12 protein-coding genes are annotated in these 16,709 nt (G+C 43.7%); 4 read left to right on the top strand and 8 right to left on the bottom strand.

What is annotated here, in order from left to right; genetic code table 11:
• Nucleotides 1-62: 62 nt before the first annotated feature.
• From EOD41_RS07910 to uvrB, 4 genes are all read right to left on the bottom strand, one after another.
• On the bottom strand, nucleotides 63-2,546 hold the full coding sequence (locus EOD41_RS07910; RefSeq protein ID WP_127704238.1) for a YfhO family protein: 2,484 nt from the start codon (nucleotides 2,544-2,546) through the stop codon (nucleotides 63-65).
• Nucleotides 2,547-2,622: 76 nt separating this feature from the next.
• Nucleotides 2,623-2,919: a hypothetical protein gene (locus tag EOD41_RS07905; RefSeq protein WP_127704237.1), complete on the bottom strand. Its 297-nt coding sequence runs from the start codon at nucleotides 2,917-2,919 to the stop codon at nucleotides 2,623-2,625.
• Nucleotides 2,920-2,929: 10 nt separating this feature from the next.
• Entirely contained in the window at nucleotides 2,930-3,190 is a 261-nt protein-coding gene (locus EOD41_RS07900; protein ID WP_127704236.1) for a DUF4834 family protein, read from the bottom strand.
• A gap of 196 nt (nucleotides 3,191-3,386) precedes the next feature.
• On the bottom strand, nucleotides 3,387-5,420 hold the full coding sequence (gene uvrB / locus EOD41_RS07895; protein ID WP_127704235.1) for an excinuclease ABC subunit UvrB: 2,034 nt from the start codon (nucleotides 5,418-5,420) through the stop codon (nucleotides 3,387-3,389).
• 357 nt (nucleotides 5,421-5,777) lie between these two features.
• Between uvrB and EOD41_RS07890 the strand changes: the two genes are divergently transcribed.
• Nucleotides 5,778-7,442: a lectin gene (locus EOD41_RS07890; RefSeq protein WP_127704234.1), complete on the top strand. Its 1,665-nt coding sequence runs from the start codon at nucleotides 5,778-5,780 to the stop codon at nucleotides 7,440-7,442.
• 160 nt (nucleotides 7,443-7,602) lie between these two features.
• On the opposite strand, the gene EOD41_RS07885 is transcribed toward EOD41_RS07890, so the two are convergent.
• Nucleotides 7,603-8,361, bottom strand: a complete 759-nt coding sequence (locus tag EOD41_RS07885) for a glycosyltransferase family 2 protein (RefSeq protein ID WP_127704233.1) — start codon at nucleotides 8,359-8,361, stop codon at nucleotides 7,603-7,605.
• Complete coding sequence (locus tag EOD41_RS07880) at nucleotides 8,358-9,614, bottom strand: glycosyltransferase family 4 protein (protein WP_127704232.1); 1,257 nt, start codon at nucleotides 9,612-9,614, stop codon at nucleotides 8,358-8,360. Before EOD41_RS07880 ends, EOD41_RS07885 begins: the two co-directional genes overlap by 4 nt.
• A 119-nt stretch (nucleotides 9,615-9,733) precedes the next feature.
• Here EOD41_RS07880 and EOD41_RS21200 point away from each other — a divergent pair, with 119 nt between their 5' ends.
• Both EOD41_RS21200 and EOD41_RS07870 read left to right on the top strand, forming a co-directional pair.
• A complete protein-coding gene (locus EOD41_RS21200; protein ID WP_317133191.1) occupies nucleotides 9,734-10,264 on the top strand; it encodes a serine acetyltransferase in 531 nt (176 codons plus the stop codon).
• A gap of 13 nt (nucleotides 10,265-10,277) precedes the next feature.
• Nucleotides 10,278-11,024, top strand: a complete 747-nt coding sequence (locus EOD41_RS07870; RefSeq protein WP_127704231.1) for a class I SAM-dependent methyltransferase — start codon at nucleotides 10,278-10,280, stop codon at nucleotides 11,022-11,024.
• Nucleotides 11,025-11,192: 168 nt separating this feature from the next.
• On the opposite strand, the gene EOD41_RS07865 is transcribed toward EOD41_RS07870, so the two are convergent.
• Together EOD41_RS07865 and EOD41_RS07860 are read right to left on the bottom strand one after the other, a co-directional pair.
• On the bottom strand, nucleotides 11,193-14,537 hold the full coding sequence (locus EOD41_RS07865) for a polysaccharide deacetylase family protein (RefSeq protein ID WP_127704230.1): 3,345 nt from the start codon (nucleotides 14,535-14,537) through the stop codon (nucleotides 11,193-11,195).
• 41 nt (nucleotides 14,538-14,578) lie between these two features.
• Nucleotides 14,579-14,737, bottom strand: a complete 159-nt coding sequence (locus EOD41_RS07860; RefSeq protein WP_127704229.1) for a FeoB-associated Cys-rich membrane protein — start codon at nucleotides 14,735-14,737, stop codon at nucleotides 14,579-14,581.
• 160 nt (nucleotides 14,738-14,897) lie between these two features.
• Here EOD41_RS07860 and typA point away from each other — a divergent pair, with 160 nt between their 5' ends.
• A complete protein-coding gene (typA, locus tag EOD41_RS07855) occupies nucleotides 14,898-16,706 on the top strand; it encodes a translational GTPase TypA (RefSeq protein WP_127704228.1) in 1,809 nt (602 codons plus the stop codon).
• Nucleotides 16,707-16,709: the final 3 nt, after the last annotated feature.

Here is a 16,709-nt window from a genome sequence, read left to right as displayed (position 1 = left end):
CTATCACTAAATAAAAAAGGCGATGAGTATACTCATCGCCTTTTTTATTTAGAATATCATCATTAAACGGTTTTCTTTTCTCCACCTTTCTTACGATTTTCTACATATGCGGCACCGCCTAATGCCAGTACCAGCAATATTGAACCGGCAAGCGATATTTTTTCACCGGCATAATATGAATTTGGATGAAAGATGAATTCAATTTTGTGATTACCTACCGGAATTTGAGCGGCACGTAACAAATAATCGGCCCGGAAATATGGTTTCTCTTCGCCGTCAATCAACATCTTCCAGCCTTTATCATAATATATCTCTGAAAAAACAGCTATCTGCGATGCGGTTGAACCGCTTTCGTACACCATGTGTTCAGGATTATAGCTTACCAGTTTTATCGAACCGCCTGCAGCAGGAGCTACACCTTTCTCAGTGATAAAGTTTTTATATCGCTGATCAACAATCGCTTCATTTTTAGGGTCAAAACTGCTGATGGCCTGCATTTCCTCATCGGCATTTTTAGCAAATTTTACACTTTGCACAAACCACGCGTTTCCGCAGGCGGTGCCATTATTTTGCATACGGGCCTGACCCTTTTCATCGGTTGATATAACATACTTAACATTAAGCATATCCAACACATCATGATTGATGCTTTTGCTGAATTGCATGTCAATCAATTCGTCAAAACGTTTAAGTTTAGCGGCATGGTAACCGCCAATGCTTTTATAAAAGAAAGATGTTGCTGCATTTTGGAACGGATTGCCCATGCTAAGGTCGAACACCCGGAAATGCGGATCAGGGTCACGTAATATCATCTGATCAATCTCACGCGGTTTTACAGGTTCTTTATAATCTTCTTTGGCGATAAATTTACTGTCGTTAAGAAAACGCTTATCTACAGTCCACATATCAGCAAGAGTAACAACTACAAACAATAGCGATACTAACGTAGCATTAAGTTTGTTGTTCAGATACGCCCATATCAGTCCAAAAACAACTATGATAAATATTAGCGAACGTATAGCATCATGGCGGGCAAGCGCAATACGATCCTGCACCAATGCATTTACCAGGCTGTTGGCAAAAGTTGCATCATTATTTAAAGCACGTGTAAGGCTATCGATACTTTGTTGATGATTCGGCGCTTTAAAGCTTAGTATCATATCAGGCAACAATATAAACAGCAAGCTGATGCCGCCTGTAATGTATAATGCTATTTTGGCTTTGTTAAAGATGAATTTTTTATCCTCGTTACGAAGTATTTCCTGCACAGCTAAAAACGCTAATAGCGGGAAACACAAACCTGCAACAGCAAGTATTGATTCAACCGCGCGGAACTTGTTGTACAAGGGCACGTAATCAAAAAAGAAATAGTTAAGCGGAGTGAAAAATTTGCCAAATGAAAGCAGCATGGTTAAAACAACTGTGGCCAGCAGCCACCATTTAACAGAACCCCGAACTATAAGCAAACCCAGTATAAACAAAAAGCAAACACCCGCCCCAAAGTAAAACGGCCCCCCCGTAAACGTTTTTTCGCCCCAGTATGTTGAGAAACCAAGCTGATGAACATAAGCTTCAGCCTGATCGGCAGGTACCTGTCTGTCTTCAAAAACCTTTGCAATATGTGAGCCGGTGCCCAAGGCATCGGTACCCGATTCGCCGCCATAAGCATTAGGAATCAGGAAAGTAAAGCATTCGCTTATGCCTTGGCTCCAGGCGAAGGCGTAATCCCTGTCGAGCCCTGCGGCCGGTTCATTAGTATGTTTGGTTAAGTTTGATTGACCACGAGTGGTTTCTTTACCATATTCATAAGTTGTCCAAAGACTGCCGGCATTAACAGCTATAGCTAATACAGTAGCAGCAGCAAGATATCCTATTGATTTTAGGAAGGGTTGTAATTTATTTTCTTTGATGAAACGATAAAGCTCAAACCCAACCAATAACAAAATCGATATCATCAGGTAATATGTCATTTGCAAGTGGTTAGAGCGTATTTCAAGCGCAAGAAACAAAGCAGTTAGCGACGCGCCTAACAGATATTTTCCGCGCAGCGCCAAAATAATGCCTGCTAAAATTGGTGCGAAGAAAGCTATAGCCAGCGCCTGGTTGGCGTGCCCTGCATTTATTATAATAAAGTTGTATGATGAAAAAGCGAACGCTATAGCTCCTGCTGCAGCTGCCCAGGGGGTTATACGCAATACCGATAGTAGCATATATGCGCCAAGCAAATAAAGCAAAATGGTACCAACCGGGTTAGGAAATACGGTTGTAACAACTGTTATAATGTGCGTAGTAATGTTTGAGGGATATTGTGCCCATATCTGGTAAGCAGGCATACCACCAAACATGCTGTTGGTCCATAAAGGGGCTTTGCCGGTTTTAGCCTTTACGTCCATTATTTCTTTTTGTGAACCCTGCGCCTGCATTACATCATGCTGATATAATGCTTTGCCTTGTATTAGGGGACTAAAAACGTAAGCGAAGGAGATAACAATAAAAACAGCTATTACAGCAAAATGCACGCTATTGCGCTTGAACCAGTTATTCATCAGAATAGTTTAAATGATAATCTTCAAAAATAAAAATTTGGGCGGGAATAGAAATTAAAGTTTTTTAAAGCTTTGGTTAGCAATTGCCTGCACGGGTACGCATCAAAAAGAACAAACCTATAAGGGCTACAATACTTAATACAAACGCTATAAGTCGGGGTTTATCAAACTCTTCGCGGTTTTTACTGATCACAAAAAAGTTGTATAACAGCAGGCAGCCAAGTACAATCCAGTAAAATTTGTTAATGGTGTCGCACATGGCAAATAGCTGCGTAGCCACCGCAAACACCACAAAGTTGGTAATAATAAGCAGAGTTGTTTCAGGAGTATTGTTATGCCTGGGGCGGCGTTTATAAAACTCTTCGGGAATCATCCTGTAACAATTATTTCTTTATCTCTTCGTACTCTACAAACTCACCTTCTGTATCGGGCACCTGTGACCGTTTTCCTTCCGGAACATAATCAACCTTCACAGTACCTTCAGGTTTGCGTTGCTGCTGGTAGTTGTTGTAAGGATTATGCTGTTGTTGCTGTTGAGCCTTTTTAACAATAGTTTGAAAAAACATAGGCAGCAGCAGACGTGCTACTACACGAAAAATATATAATACTGCTATTGAAATAAGCAGAAAACGGATCAATGCCATTTGATTATGAATTAAGCGTACAAATATAAGTTATTAACGCTAAAAAAGTTTGGTTATGATAGGAAGCCGGTTTTTGACGTAAAGGTGATACGTCATCCCGAACTTGTTTCGGGATCTCATAGGGCATATTGTATTTGCATGAGAGATGACGAATAACTCAAATCCCTCTCCTTTGGAGAGGGATTTAGGGAGAGGTTTACTTACTTCCAAACCTTTCTTCCATCATCTTTTCCAAGGCAAACATTTCATCACGAAGCTTGGCAGCCAGCAGGAAGTCCATGTTTTTGGCGGCGGCAACCATATCTTTACGGGTATTGTCAATTGACTTTTTCAAATCCGGTTTGCTCATGTACTGTACAATCGGGTCGGCGGCAATGGTGATTGCCTCGTTTTCAACGTAAGCTTTTTGCACACCGCCTTTAAAATCAACAACCGAGGTTTGCTCGATAATGGCCTCACGAGATTTACCTACCGTTCTTGGTACAATGCCATGTTCGGTATTATAAGCTATCTGTTTTTCGCGGCGGCGATTGGTTTCGTCAATGGTGATCTGCATCGATTCGGTTATCGTATCGGCATACATGATCACCCGGCCACGGTCGTTACGGGCGGCACGGCCAATGGTTTGTATAAGCGAACGCTCAGACCGCAGGAAGCCTTCCTTATCGGCATCCAGAATTGCTACTAATGACACTTCCGGTAAGTCCAAACCCTCACGCAGAAGGTTGATACCTATCAATACGTCAAACTCCCCTAAACGCAAGCCACGCAGTATCTCAACCCGCTCAAGAGTTTTTACTTCCGAGTGGATGTAACGCACCTTGATACCCAGCTTATCCATGTACTTGGCCAGTTCTTCGGCCATGCGTTTGGTAAGGGTGGTTACCAGTACACGGTCACCTTGTTTAATGGTTTGGTCTACCTCGTCCAGCAAGTCATCCACCTGATTAATTACCGGGCGGATATCGATCACAGGATCAAGCAACCCTGTTGGGCGTATCACCTGCTCAACTACCACACCTTCTGACTTTTCCAGTTCAAAATCACCAGGGGTGGCGCTCACATAAATAGTTTGTGGCGCAAGGCGCTCAAACTCCTGAAAGTTGAGCGGACGGTTATCCAGCGCAGCCGGAAGCCGGAAACCATAGTCAACTAACGATATCTTCCGCGACCTGTCGCCGCCGTACATGGCGCGTATCTGCGGTACTGTAACGTGGCTTTCGTCAATCACCATCAGGTAATCATCAGGAAAATAGTCTAACAAACAGAAAGGGCGTGCGCCGGGTTCCCGGCCGTCAAAAAACCTTGAGTAGTTTTCAATGCCTGAACAATACCCTAGTTCACGTATCATTTCCAGATCGTAGTTAACACGTTCTTCAAGGCGCTTGGCTTCTAAAAAGCGTTTATCTTCCAAAAACTGGTTCTTACGTACTTCAAGTTCGTGCTGTATGGCCCATATCGACTGCTGGAAACGTTCGCGCGGGGCAACGTACAGGTTAGCCGGGTACACCACCATATGCATCATTTTTTCGACAGTTTTACCGGTAGTAATATCGAAGGCGCTTAATTCTTCAATCTCATCGCCAAAAAATGAAATACGGTAAGCGTAATCAAGATAGGCAGGGAAAATATCCACCGTATCCCCTTTTACGCGGAAAGTACCGCGCTTAAAATCAGCAGTGGTGCGGGCGTATAATATTTCTACCAGGCGATGCAAAAAAGCATTGCGGCTGATCTTAGTGCCTACGGCAAATTTAAATACCGATGCCTGAAAATCCTCAGGGTTACCCATACCATAAATACACGAAATTGACGACACAACGATAACGTCCCGCCTGCCCGACATCAATGCTGAAGTAGTGCGAAGACGCAACTTTTCAATCTCGTCGTTTATCTGCAGATCTTTTTCAATATAAGTATTAGTAGTTGGTATAAATGCTTCCGGCTGGTAATAATCGTAATATGAAACAAAGTAGTTCACCGCGTTTTCGGGAAAGAACTGCTTAAACTCGCCGTATAACTGTGCTGCAAGTGTTTTATTATGACTAAGTATGAGCGTAGGGCGTTGTGTTTGAGCTATAACGTTGGCAATAGTAAATGTTTTACCCGAGCCTGTTACACCCAAAAGTGTTTGATATCCGTCGCCGTTGTTAACGCCCTCAACAAGCTGTTTTATGGCTCCGGGCTGGTCGCCGGTGGGTTGATATTCAGAGGTTAGCTTAAAATCCATCTATATGCAAAAATACTAATAAGTTATAACAGCAAAGAAACCGCCATAGTATGACAACGGTATGTCAGCAGTGGTTTTTATATTTTGATGACAAGTAACATTGGTTAAATTATCCGCTCAATAGTATTTCCTACTAAGAAAATTTTTACGTTAAGGTTTTATTATGATTTTTTTAATCGGCAGCACGTTTATTTACCGCAACTAAATTATAAACCTCCGGTTTGCAACACCCAATTGTACAGCCGGGTACATCTATGGCAATTATGAAACCAAACCTGTTTACACCCCCGTAGGGCATGGTGTGCCCGTGTGCACTCACTAATCATCAACCAATTACTAACCATTAACATTATGAACATGAAAAAAGTATTGTTCTTATTATTTGCTTTTGTATGCGCGTTAATAAGTGCGTGTAAAAAAGATGCTGCCATTAACAACCAAAATAGCGCAGCCAATGTACCTGTAAAAAGAGCAAACGCTTCGCCGCCGGGCGATGTGGTAGGCAAAGTTGTAGTAGGCTATCAGGGCTGGTTTGCCGCTGTAGGCGACGGCTCACCTATTAACCAGTGGTGGCACTGGGCGCCAAACTGGGGCGCAACGCCATCGGCAAGCAATAACGGCATAAAATCGTGGCCCGACGTGCGTGATTATACCACCACTTTTCAAACCGGGTGGGCTAACCTTAACAACGGTTCGCAGGCAAGGTTGTTCTCGTCATACACCACACAAACAGTTAATAAGCAGTTTGAGTGGATGCAGCAGAACAATATTGACTGCGCCGCCCTTCAGCGTTTTAACCCCACCGGCGGCGAAGGCCCCGTGCGCGATGCCATAACTGCCAAAGTGCGAGATGCCGCCCAGACTTATGGCCGTAAGTTTTATATTATGTATGATGTAACCAACTGGACCAACATGCAGTCGGAAATTAAAACCGACTGGACAAACAAAATGTCGGCGTACACTTCATCAACCGCTTATGCTAAGCAGAACGGTAAACCGGTAGTATGTATCTGGGGTTTTGGGTTTAACGATCCCGGCCGCCCGTTCTCTGCAGCCGCTTGCCTGGATGTGATCAACTGGTTTAAAGCGCAGGGCTGCTATGTTATCGGCGGTGTTCCACGCGAATGGCGTACAGGCGTAGGTGGTTCACGCGCGGGTTATATCAACGTGTACCATGCCTTCAATATGCTTTCACCCTGGCTTATTGGCGCGGTGGGTAACGTTGGCGACGCGGATAATATCTACAATCAGCACATGATTAGCGACCAGGCCGATTGCAACGCAAACGGCATTGACTATCAACCATGCGTATTGCCCGGCGACTTGCAACTGCACCAGCGCGCCCACGGCGACCTGATGTGGCGCATGTTTTATAACGCGGTACGTGTAGGCGCGCAAAGTATTTACATTTCAATGTTTGATGAGTATAATGAAGGCAACCAAATAGCCAAAACAGCCGAAAGTTCGGCGTTCATCCCGGCAGGATCAAACTTTGTTACGCTGGATGAAGACGGTACGCCATGCTCGTCTGACTATTACCTGCGCTTAACAGGAGATGGTGGCCGCATGCTGAAAGGACAAATCGCATTAACTGCTACACGCCCAACACAACCAATTGTAGGTGGTGGCGGTACAGGTAACCCGCCAATCGGGCAAACCATCACACTGAAAAGTGCGAACAACCTGTACGTATGCAGCGAGAACGGCACACAGGCCATGAACGCTAACCGTACAGCAGTAGGTGGCTGGGAGCAATTTGCCATAACCAGCGCAGGCAGCGGAAAGGTAGCCCTGCAAAACTCAGGCAAATATGTAAGCAGCGAAAACGGCACACAGGCCATTACCTGTAACCGCACGGCTGTAGGCCCATGGGAACAATTTGACTGGATAAACAATGGCGACGGTACTATTTCGCTGCGCGGCAGCAATGGACGCTATGTAAGCAGCGAAGGCGGTACTCAGGCCATGACGTGTAACCGCACAACCATCGGTTCTACAGAGAAATTTCGGGTGAACCAATAAAGCAACAAGAGGCTTATAATTTAGTATATCAGCCCTTCATGCAGACAGTATGAAGGGCTTTTTTATCTGGTCATGCTGAACTTATTTCAGCATCTCACGCGCTTGGTAACCTGCCTGAGAGATCCCGAAACAAGTTCGGTATGACAGATTGGTTTTAACCCTAATCATTCGTCCTTCTGTTCTTTAACCAATACCATCCCAAATTAAAAGCTATAACACTATGATTAAATATAGTCGGCAATAACCCATAATACTTTTTCATGATATTGAACCGCTCGACAAGGCTTTGGCGGTGTTTTTTCTTCGACATGCCGCCGACAAGGTATTTAGCTACATAAAGGTTCACGTTGACGATTTTTTTAGCTTTTATAGCAGCCTTTAATATCCAGTCGATATCGGCGCTGAGCTGGTACTGAGGATCGTAAGGCTCAACCAAAGTACGCCGTATAAAAATAGCCTGATGACTAACGCTCATGCCATATTTAAAACTTCGCCAGGTAAAGTTTGCAGGGGCTTTGTGCCTGCGCTGACCAAGGCTTTCACCGGCATCGTTTATCATTTCTGTTTCGCCATAATATATGTCAGCGCCGGGCGAAGATGCAAACACTGCTTCAACCGTATCCTGAGCATATATTTCATCGCCGGAATTCATAAATAACACATAATCACCAGTAGCAAGCGCCAGGCCTTTGTTCATGGCATCATAAATGCCTTTGTCTGGTTCGCTTATAAATTTTGCCAGCCGGGATTTATATTTCTCGAGGATATTAAGCGTACCGTCTGTTGAGGCGCCGTCGATAATAACATATTCGATATGCGGATAAGTCTGATTCAATACTGAAAGCATTGTCCGTTCAATATCCCGGGCGTTGTTATACACCACTGTAATTACTGACAATACAGGCTTTATATCCGTCATTTGCTTAACAGGCTTTTATATAGTTCAATATACTGTCCGGCTACAATTTCAGGCGTAAAGTATTTTAACACTTTTTGCCGTGCATTTTCTTTCAAGGCAGCCATAACACTGTTAAATAACACGTGGTGAAGCCCTACTGCAAGGTCTTGTGCCGATTTATATTCAGCGAGATAACCATTTTCCAAATGATCTATCATGTCTGGTATTCCGCCTGTATTAAAGGCGGTTACAGGCGTACCGCACGCCAGCGACTCCATCACCATATTCGGCAAATTATCTTCCACAGAAGGTGATACAAAAATATCGGCCAGGCTATAAATCTCAGCCAGATCACTTTGACTATTGATTATACCCAACTCATATACTTTGAACGGTAGCGTATTCACGTCAAAATGTTTGTTTTTACCAAAGATGGCAATCTCAACTTTTTCGGTGTGCAGATAGTTTTGCTTCAGTTGATTTAATGCATCAACCAGGTAAGTTATCCCTTTGCGCCTGTCGTTTATGTTGGCCGCACCAAAGAGAATAACGCGGGCGTTTGTATTAATGTTCCACTTTTCCCGCATGGAAACCTTATCTTTTGGCGAAAAAGCATTTATATCAATGGGGTTCGGAATAGTATGGATAGGTTTCGTACCAAGCAGTGAGCTTGTTCGCGCCACGCCACCCAGCCAGTTGCTGCAGGTTACCACGGTAAGGTTTTCTGTCTGCAGCAGAAAACCGGATTTACGCTTCCATACTTTGTGGGAAAGGTCATTAACGGAAGGCTTGCGCAACATCCAGCAATCGCCGCACTGATGTAAGAAATGATCGCATCCACCCGAATAATGGCAACCGCCTGTAAACGCCCACATATCGTGCAACGTCCAAACAATAGGTTTTCCCAAAGCGAACAGTTCTTTCAGATTTTTAATTGACAAAAATCCTGAATTTGTCCAGTGCAGGTGCAAAATATCTGCCCCTACTACAGCCGGATGGTTTGAAATATTACTACCCGAGTTGGCCGGCGAAAACGCGAACCTCACACTTTTATCCTTTTCCTGAAAAAAAATAAAAGGCAGCCGTTCCGCAAAAAAGTTGGCTTTACTTACCGGGTTACTTACCGCATCAATTACTAATGGCTCAGCAGTTTTTTTCTCTTGTACAGCAAGGGTTACATCAACCTGCTTAGCCTCAAGCGCTTTAAGCAGGCGCATACAGGCGGCAGGCGCACCGCCCCCGGCATCGGCAGTATTAATAAGCGTAACCTTCATGGAGGTACAAGTATAGGTGTTTTAGTCCATGGTTTATAGACGATAGACCATAGTATGTGTCAAGCATTTCTTCTATGGCTATAGACCATGGACTATAACTAAACAAATTATTTTTACTTTTGAAGAAGCTACGCATGAACATATTCGCTTACATGTTTCAGGACAGGAAGGCCAACCGGAAGAATTTCAAGGGGCAACTGGTGCTTTTTATGTTCAGGGTGGCGCAGCTCATCAACCGCTCGATGATTACCAAGGTGATCTTTTTCCCCTACCTGATGTTTTACCGCTTTTTTGTTGAATGGAGCCTGGGTATAGAGCTTCCGCGAAAACTTACGGCCGGCAAAGGATTGATCATTTATCACGGACAGGCACTTGTTGTAAATCAGGGAGTGATTATCGGCGAAAATTGTGTTTTGCGTAACTCAGTAACTATAGGGCATAAAAAACTTGCTGACGGCACATTCACCCGCTGCCCAAGGTTGGGTAATAATATTGATGTAGGCGCTAATGTTTGTATCATAGGCGATGTTGCTATTGGCGATAATGTAATTATTGGTGCAGGTGCTGTGGTGATAAAAGATATTCCGGCAAACAGCATTGCCGTAGGCAACCCGGCAAGAGTACTTGAAGGCCGCAGCGTTTTAACATAATTTTTAAGCTTTAATGGAGAATAACTTAACCGACCGTTCGTTCTGGAAATCGTTTTGGGAAGCAAAAACGGGATTGATTTTTCAGCTTAAGGCTAATTATGTTTTTGGTGATATACTGGCAAGGCTTGTTAAAGAGAAAAACATACGGTCGGCTATTGAGTTGGGGGGATTCCCGGGTTACTACGCCATCTACCTGAAAAAATACCTGCAGCTGGATACTACGCTTTTTGATTATTATATCCACCATGATATCATTAATAAGTTACTAAAGGCAAACGGATTAAGCGAAAGCGATATCAATATTATTGAAGCCGACCTTTTTAATTACACTCCTGAAAAGCAATACGACCTGGTAAGTTCATTCGGACTGATTGAACACTTTAACGATACAAAAGCTATTATTGAAACGCACCTACAGTTTTTGAAACCTGGCGGCGTGCTGTTTATCACCTTACCAAACTTTACAGGTGTAAACGGGTGGGTGCAACGCAAGTTCGATATCGATAATTACAATAAACACAATATAAGCAGTATGAACCTGCAGCTATTGGCCGATAGCTGCAAGGCTTTAGGCTTAAAAGAAGTGGAATGTTATTACTCGGGCAGGTTTTCCATCTGGCTGGAAAACAAAGCTCAAAAAAGCGGCTTAACTAAGGCATTCCTAAAAGCTGTATGGCTGGGCGGCAAAGTGCTCACTAAAATAGTTCCGGTTGAAAGCAAGGCGCTTTCGCCATATATAGTGTTGAAGGCGGTGAAGTAATTTATTGATCATCTGTCGCTCTTAGAAGATTTCTCCTCGTTCCTCGTCGGAATGACAAATTGTTTATTTATTTATAACATGTCATTTCGACCGTAGGGAGAATCTTCTGAGACGTGTATTCACCACTTTCAAAAGATTTTCATTGTCTCTGGACTGATACTATATCTTCTACAACTTCACATTCCCGGTGCGTTTCAGCGTTCCCCAACTGCTTAGCTCGCCTTTCAACGCCTTGCGTATCGACTTAAACAGCACGAAATACATGAGCTGACGCCATATAAAACGCTGTGGAATGATGTACACCAGCTTGCGATAATCCTCTTTTTCCATGCGGAAGGCGATCATAGAAACAATAAAATCAACCAGCAGGAACACAAGATAATAGTTCAGCAGCCTCTCGGGGTGCGGGCCGAATAAACTGATGATCATCATCAAGTCGGCAATGGGTGAAAATAATGGAAGGATAATCTGGAAGATGAGAATATTAGGCATACCAACCATACCAAAGAACTTGTATTTCTTATTGAACAGCGCGTCCTTATTTTTCCAGAAACTTTGTATTACGCCAAAGCTCCAGCGGAAGCGTTGTTTCAGCAGCGCGTTAACCGTTTCAGGCGCTTCTGTGTAAGCAATGGCGTCGCCGCAATTGCGTACCACATAGCCTTGCTTTAGTATGCGCATGGTAAGGTCACAGTCCTCGGCAAGGGTATCATACGTGAAGCCGCCTGCTGCGTTAATAGCCGATTTACGAAATGCCCCAATAGCGCCAGGCACAACAGTAATGCTATTGATCAGGTCGAACGCCCGGCGATCCATGTTCTGAGCGGTAATGTACTCAATAGATTGCCATCTGGTGATAAAATTAATCTCGTTACCCACTTTTACGGTACCTGCAACTGCGCCAATTTCTTCATCAGTAAAGCAGGTCATCAGGTGATAAATGGCATCGTTTTTAAGTTGCGTATCGGCATCAATACAAACAACAAACTCGCTTTCGGTATGATTTATACCGTAGTTTAGTGCTGATGCCTTGCCGCCGTTTGGCTTGGTGAATATCTTCACCAACGGGTGCTCACCATAAGCAGCCTTAACCACTTCAAAGGTTTTATCTTTTGATCCGTCATCAACAAAAATTATGTCGAAGTCGGGGTAGTCAAGTTGTAAAAGGCTGTTGATAGTTTTAACGGCCGTTACTTCTTCGTTATAAGCCGGCACAATAATGCTCACATGCGGAAGCTCTTCAAGCTTAATTGCTTCTTGCCGGTCTTTATTTTCAATGAACTGTCTTATTGCCAGTAGGCCAATCAAAACAATTCGCGCAAGCGCTAAAAATATCGCCGTAAGGAACACATAGAACAAAAACCAGTTGAAGTAAAAATATCCGGTAACTACAGCATCATACAACCCGCCGGTTAAACCGCTGTTGACATCATCTTTAACCACGGGCATCAGCTCATCTTTGCTTTTACCCAGTACATCGGCAATGGTGGTGAACTTATAACCGCGGCGTTTAAGTTCTTTAATTATGCGCGGCAGCGCCTGCACAGTTGGTTCGCGTGTGTCGCCGCCTGCATCATGCAGCAGTATCATCGAGCCTTTATCTGCCAGGCGGATAGTGCGCTCATAAATACTATCTGCGGTTACGCCGGGCTGCCAGTCCCACGGATCGATTGATTCACCAATATTGATATAACTTTGCTTGCGGCTTTCTTCAACAGGAATTACCTCGGCAATGGTTTGCGGTTCGGCATCAGCATTAAACGGCGGCCGGAACAGGATGGTGCTTCGCCCGGTAATCGACTCAATAAGTTTACGTGTAGCGTTAAGCTCAAGATTTACCCGCTGCAAGCTCACCTGCGATATATCAGGGTGCAGGTAGGTATGATTGCCTATCTCGTAACCCTCATCATATATCCTTTTTAGTATCGGAATATTTTTCTCTACCATCGAGCCAACCACAAAAAAAGTAGCCGGTACATTTTCCTCTTTTAAAATATCCAGTATCCGAGGCGTATAGTTAGGATCAGGACCGTCATCAAACGTAAGCACCACCTTTTTTGGCGCGTAGCCATAACGCCGTATTACGTACTTGGTGGGCAGTTCAACATAATTCTGGTCGATGATTGAATAGTCTGAAGTATCCAGTTTTATAGTGATCTTACCCGGATGCGGTCGTGTAATCAAGTCGAGCACCTCGCCATCACCAATGTAGTCGATCTTATTATTCAACCCCACGGTCGCCATTTTTTTAGTATCGAAACCGTTTTCTTTCAGCGAATCAATGGTCAGATTGTGGTGAATAAATGTCCATATACGCGGATCCTCAAAACCTAATCGCCAAACAGCTACACCGGCAGTTCCCCAGTCGTCGGCCATGCGCATAAGGTTAAAATTAGTTGCAGCATCGGCAAAGTAAACATTATGTTCAAGGCTGTCGGTACCAGTATATCGATAGTGCAGATTTGCCGAGGCAGGGTCGAAAATAATTTTACTGTTGTTCTCCTTGGCCACACTTATAGCCTGCTGATAACCGACAGGTACACCTACGCTGTTCTTCGGCCAGTCGTACCCCCCACCGGCCACCACCAGTATCACCTTCTCGCTGGGCACCTTGGAGCAAACGTTATCCAGTATGATCTCTACCCAATCCTGATGCGATACATCACCCTCATTGCTCGACTGGTTGTGCTGATCGATAGCCATCAAAAACAGGTAATCGTTGTACTTCTGAAGCTGTTCTACGTTATACTGCTCGTCGTCGGCTATCACATTATGCGTAGCCAGCAATTTATTTGCATGCAGGGTGGCATAAAGTTCTTTCTGGAAAGCGATAAAGTTTGGATCGTTATGATCAAGCTCATACATATCCAGGTTAATCCCATTGAACCGATATTTTTTCAACTGGATAACGATGCTGTTAATGAAACCTTTTCTAAGTTCAGCACTGGCAATGATTTTACGGGTTGTTTCAGTATCAAAACCGCCGCTTACGTTGTTGTAATTAACATAGTTCGACAGTGATACAATAACCTGCTTTTTGTATTTTTTATTAAGGTTGATAATACCTGTATCAATAGCAGTATTTACGGTATATGAACCTGGCTTAATAAAAAAGCCTTCGCACACTATCATATCCAGCTTCTGATAGTTATCGGCAAGTGAGGTATAAGCCTGAGGTTCCCAGGCACGGTAAAAGGCCGCGTTTATACCGCGCTTGCCTACGGCGTGTTTAAGCATTTGCTGCCTGCGGGCTTCCTGCAGCTTTTGTATCTGAACCTTTTGTATCTTAAAATCACGGAATTTAGTTGAGCGTTTCAGCTGTTCAAGCTGCTCTTTAGTAAGTTTTTTCGGCGAAGGATTTAAATTGGGCAATACCGGGTAACGGTTGTCAGTAACAGTAACCGCGGCGGCAATAAGTCCGCTGATAAGGATAAGAAAAAAGATACGGCTGAACCATTTGAACCGCTTCCACCTGTTAGGGGTATCGGCCTGAAATACCTGTTTACCAGACATGCAAGAACGTAAGCAATAAAGTTTATAAAAGCAGGCAGATGTTATTTACGGATATCAGGCGTAATGTTTGAAAAATCGACACCGCATTTGCAGTTGGTTCCGCAACCTTTTTTTGCCGTTAAACTTTTATAAAGCATACGGAAAAGGTAAACCGCGGCAGCGATGAACAATAAAGCCACTATAATTACCTGGATATCCATAACACGAAGTTAAATGTTTTGTATGGCATAAACGAATAAACAGCTGGCAATAGTATCTAACACGCTGATTCTAATTGCCATAACAAATTCATAATGTGGCAAAGCTTTAAAATGCAATAAATTAAGCGTACCTTTGCGCCAAATTTAGAGACGCATTTTCATGCAAAAAATAAGAAACATTGCTATTATAGCACACGTTGACCACGGTAAAACCACACTGGTTGACAAAATTTTACATAGCTGCGCCATTTTCAGGGATAACCAGGAAACCGGTGAGCTGATATTGGATAACAACGACCTTGAACGTGAGCGTGGTATCACCATTGTTGCCAAAAACGTTTCGGTACGGTATAAAGACGTAAAGATCAATATAATTGACACCCCCGGCCACGCCGACTTTGGCGGTGAGGTAGAGCGTGTACTTAAAATGGCCGACGGTGTAATTTTGCTGTGCGACGCATTTGAGGGCGCCATGCCGCAAACACGTTTCGTAACCCAAAAAGCTTTGGCTTTAGGCCTTAAGCCAATTGTAGTTGTAAATAAAGTAGATAAAGAAAACTGCCGCCCTGAAGAGGTTTATGAGCAGATATTTGAGCTTTTCTTTAACCTTGACGCTACCGAAGAGCAATTGGATTTTCCGGTTATCTACGGTTCGTCAAAACAAGGTTGGATGAGCACCGATTGGAAACAACCAACAGATAACATCTTCCCGTTAATGGATACTATCCTGTCGCACATACCTGCTGCACCGGAAATTGAAGGTTCATTACAGATGCAGATCACCTCTCTTGATTACTCATCATTTGTTGGACGTATTGCTATCGGTCGTGTTGCCCGTGGTGTTATAAAAGAAAATATGCCGGTATCCCTTGTAAAACGCGACGGTACCATCCAAAAATCAAGGATCAAAGAACTTTACGTTTTTGAAGGCCTTGGCAAAGCAAAAGTATCTGAGGTTAAATCAGGTGATATCTGCGCTGTTGTGGGTATCGAAGGGTTTGACATTGGAGATACAATCGCTGATTTTGAAAAACCAGAACAACTTGAGGTTATCAAGATTGACGAGCCTACCATGAACATGATGTTCACCATCAACAACTCGCCATTCTTTGGTAAAGAAGGTAAATTTGTTACCTCACGCCACCTGCGCGACCGTTTGTACAAAGAGATGGAAAAAAACTTGGCGCTTAAGGTTGTTGAAACCGATTCGCCTGACTCATACCTTGTGTATGGCCGTGGTATCCTTCACTTATCAGTTTTAATTGAAACCATGCGTCGTGAAGGTTACGAATTACAGGTAGGTCAGCCGCAGGTAATTGTTAAAGAGATTGACGGTGTAAAATGCGAGCCGGTTGAAACCTTGATAGTTGACGTACCGGGCGACGTTGCCGGTAAAGTTATTGAGCTGGTTACTCAGCGTAAAGGCGAACTACTGATAATGGAACCAAAAGGCGACTTGCAGCACCTGGAATTCGAGATACCTTCACGCGGTATTATTGGCTTACGTAACAACGTACTTACCGCTACTGCAGGTGAGGCTATTATGGCGCACCGCTTTAAGGCTTACGAGCCTTGGAAAGGTACAATACCTGGTCGTTTAAATGGTGTATTAATATCAATGGAAAAAGGACAAACTACAGCCTACTCTATTGACAAACTGCAGGACCGGGGCCGTTTCTTTGTAGATCCGGGTGTTGATGTGTACGAAGGTCAAATCCTTGGCGAACACATTCGCGATAACGATTTGGTGATAAACGTTGTTAAAGGCAAGCAGTTAACCAACATGCGTGCATCAGGCAGCGACGATAACGTACGTATTGCGCCGGCTATTAAATTCTCACTGGAAGAATCAATGGAGTACATCCAGGCTGACGAGTATATTGAAGTAACGCCGCAAAGCATGCGTTTACGTAAAATCTACCTTACCGAGAACGAACGTAAAATAAACGGTAAAAAGTTCCAGTCGTAAAAA

The sequence above is a fragment of the Mucilaginibacter limnophilus genome (assembly GCF_004005815.1).
Lineage (GTDB): Bacteria > Bacteroidota > Bacteroidia > Sphingobacteriales > Sphingobacteriaceae > Mucilaginibacter > Mucilaginibacter limnophilus.
Note: the sequence above shows the minus strand (reverse complement) of the source record. Positions and strands in the feature narration are given on the sequence as shown.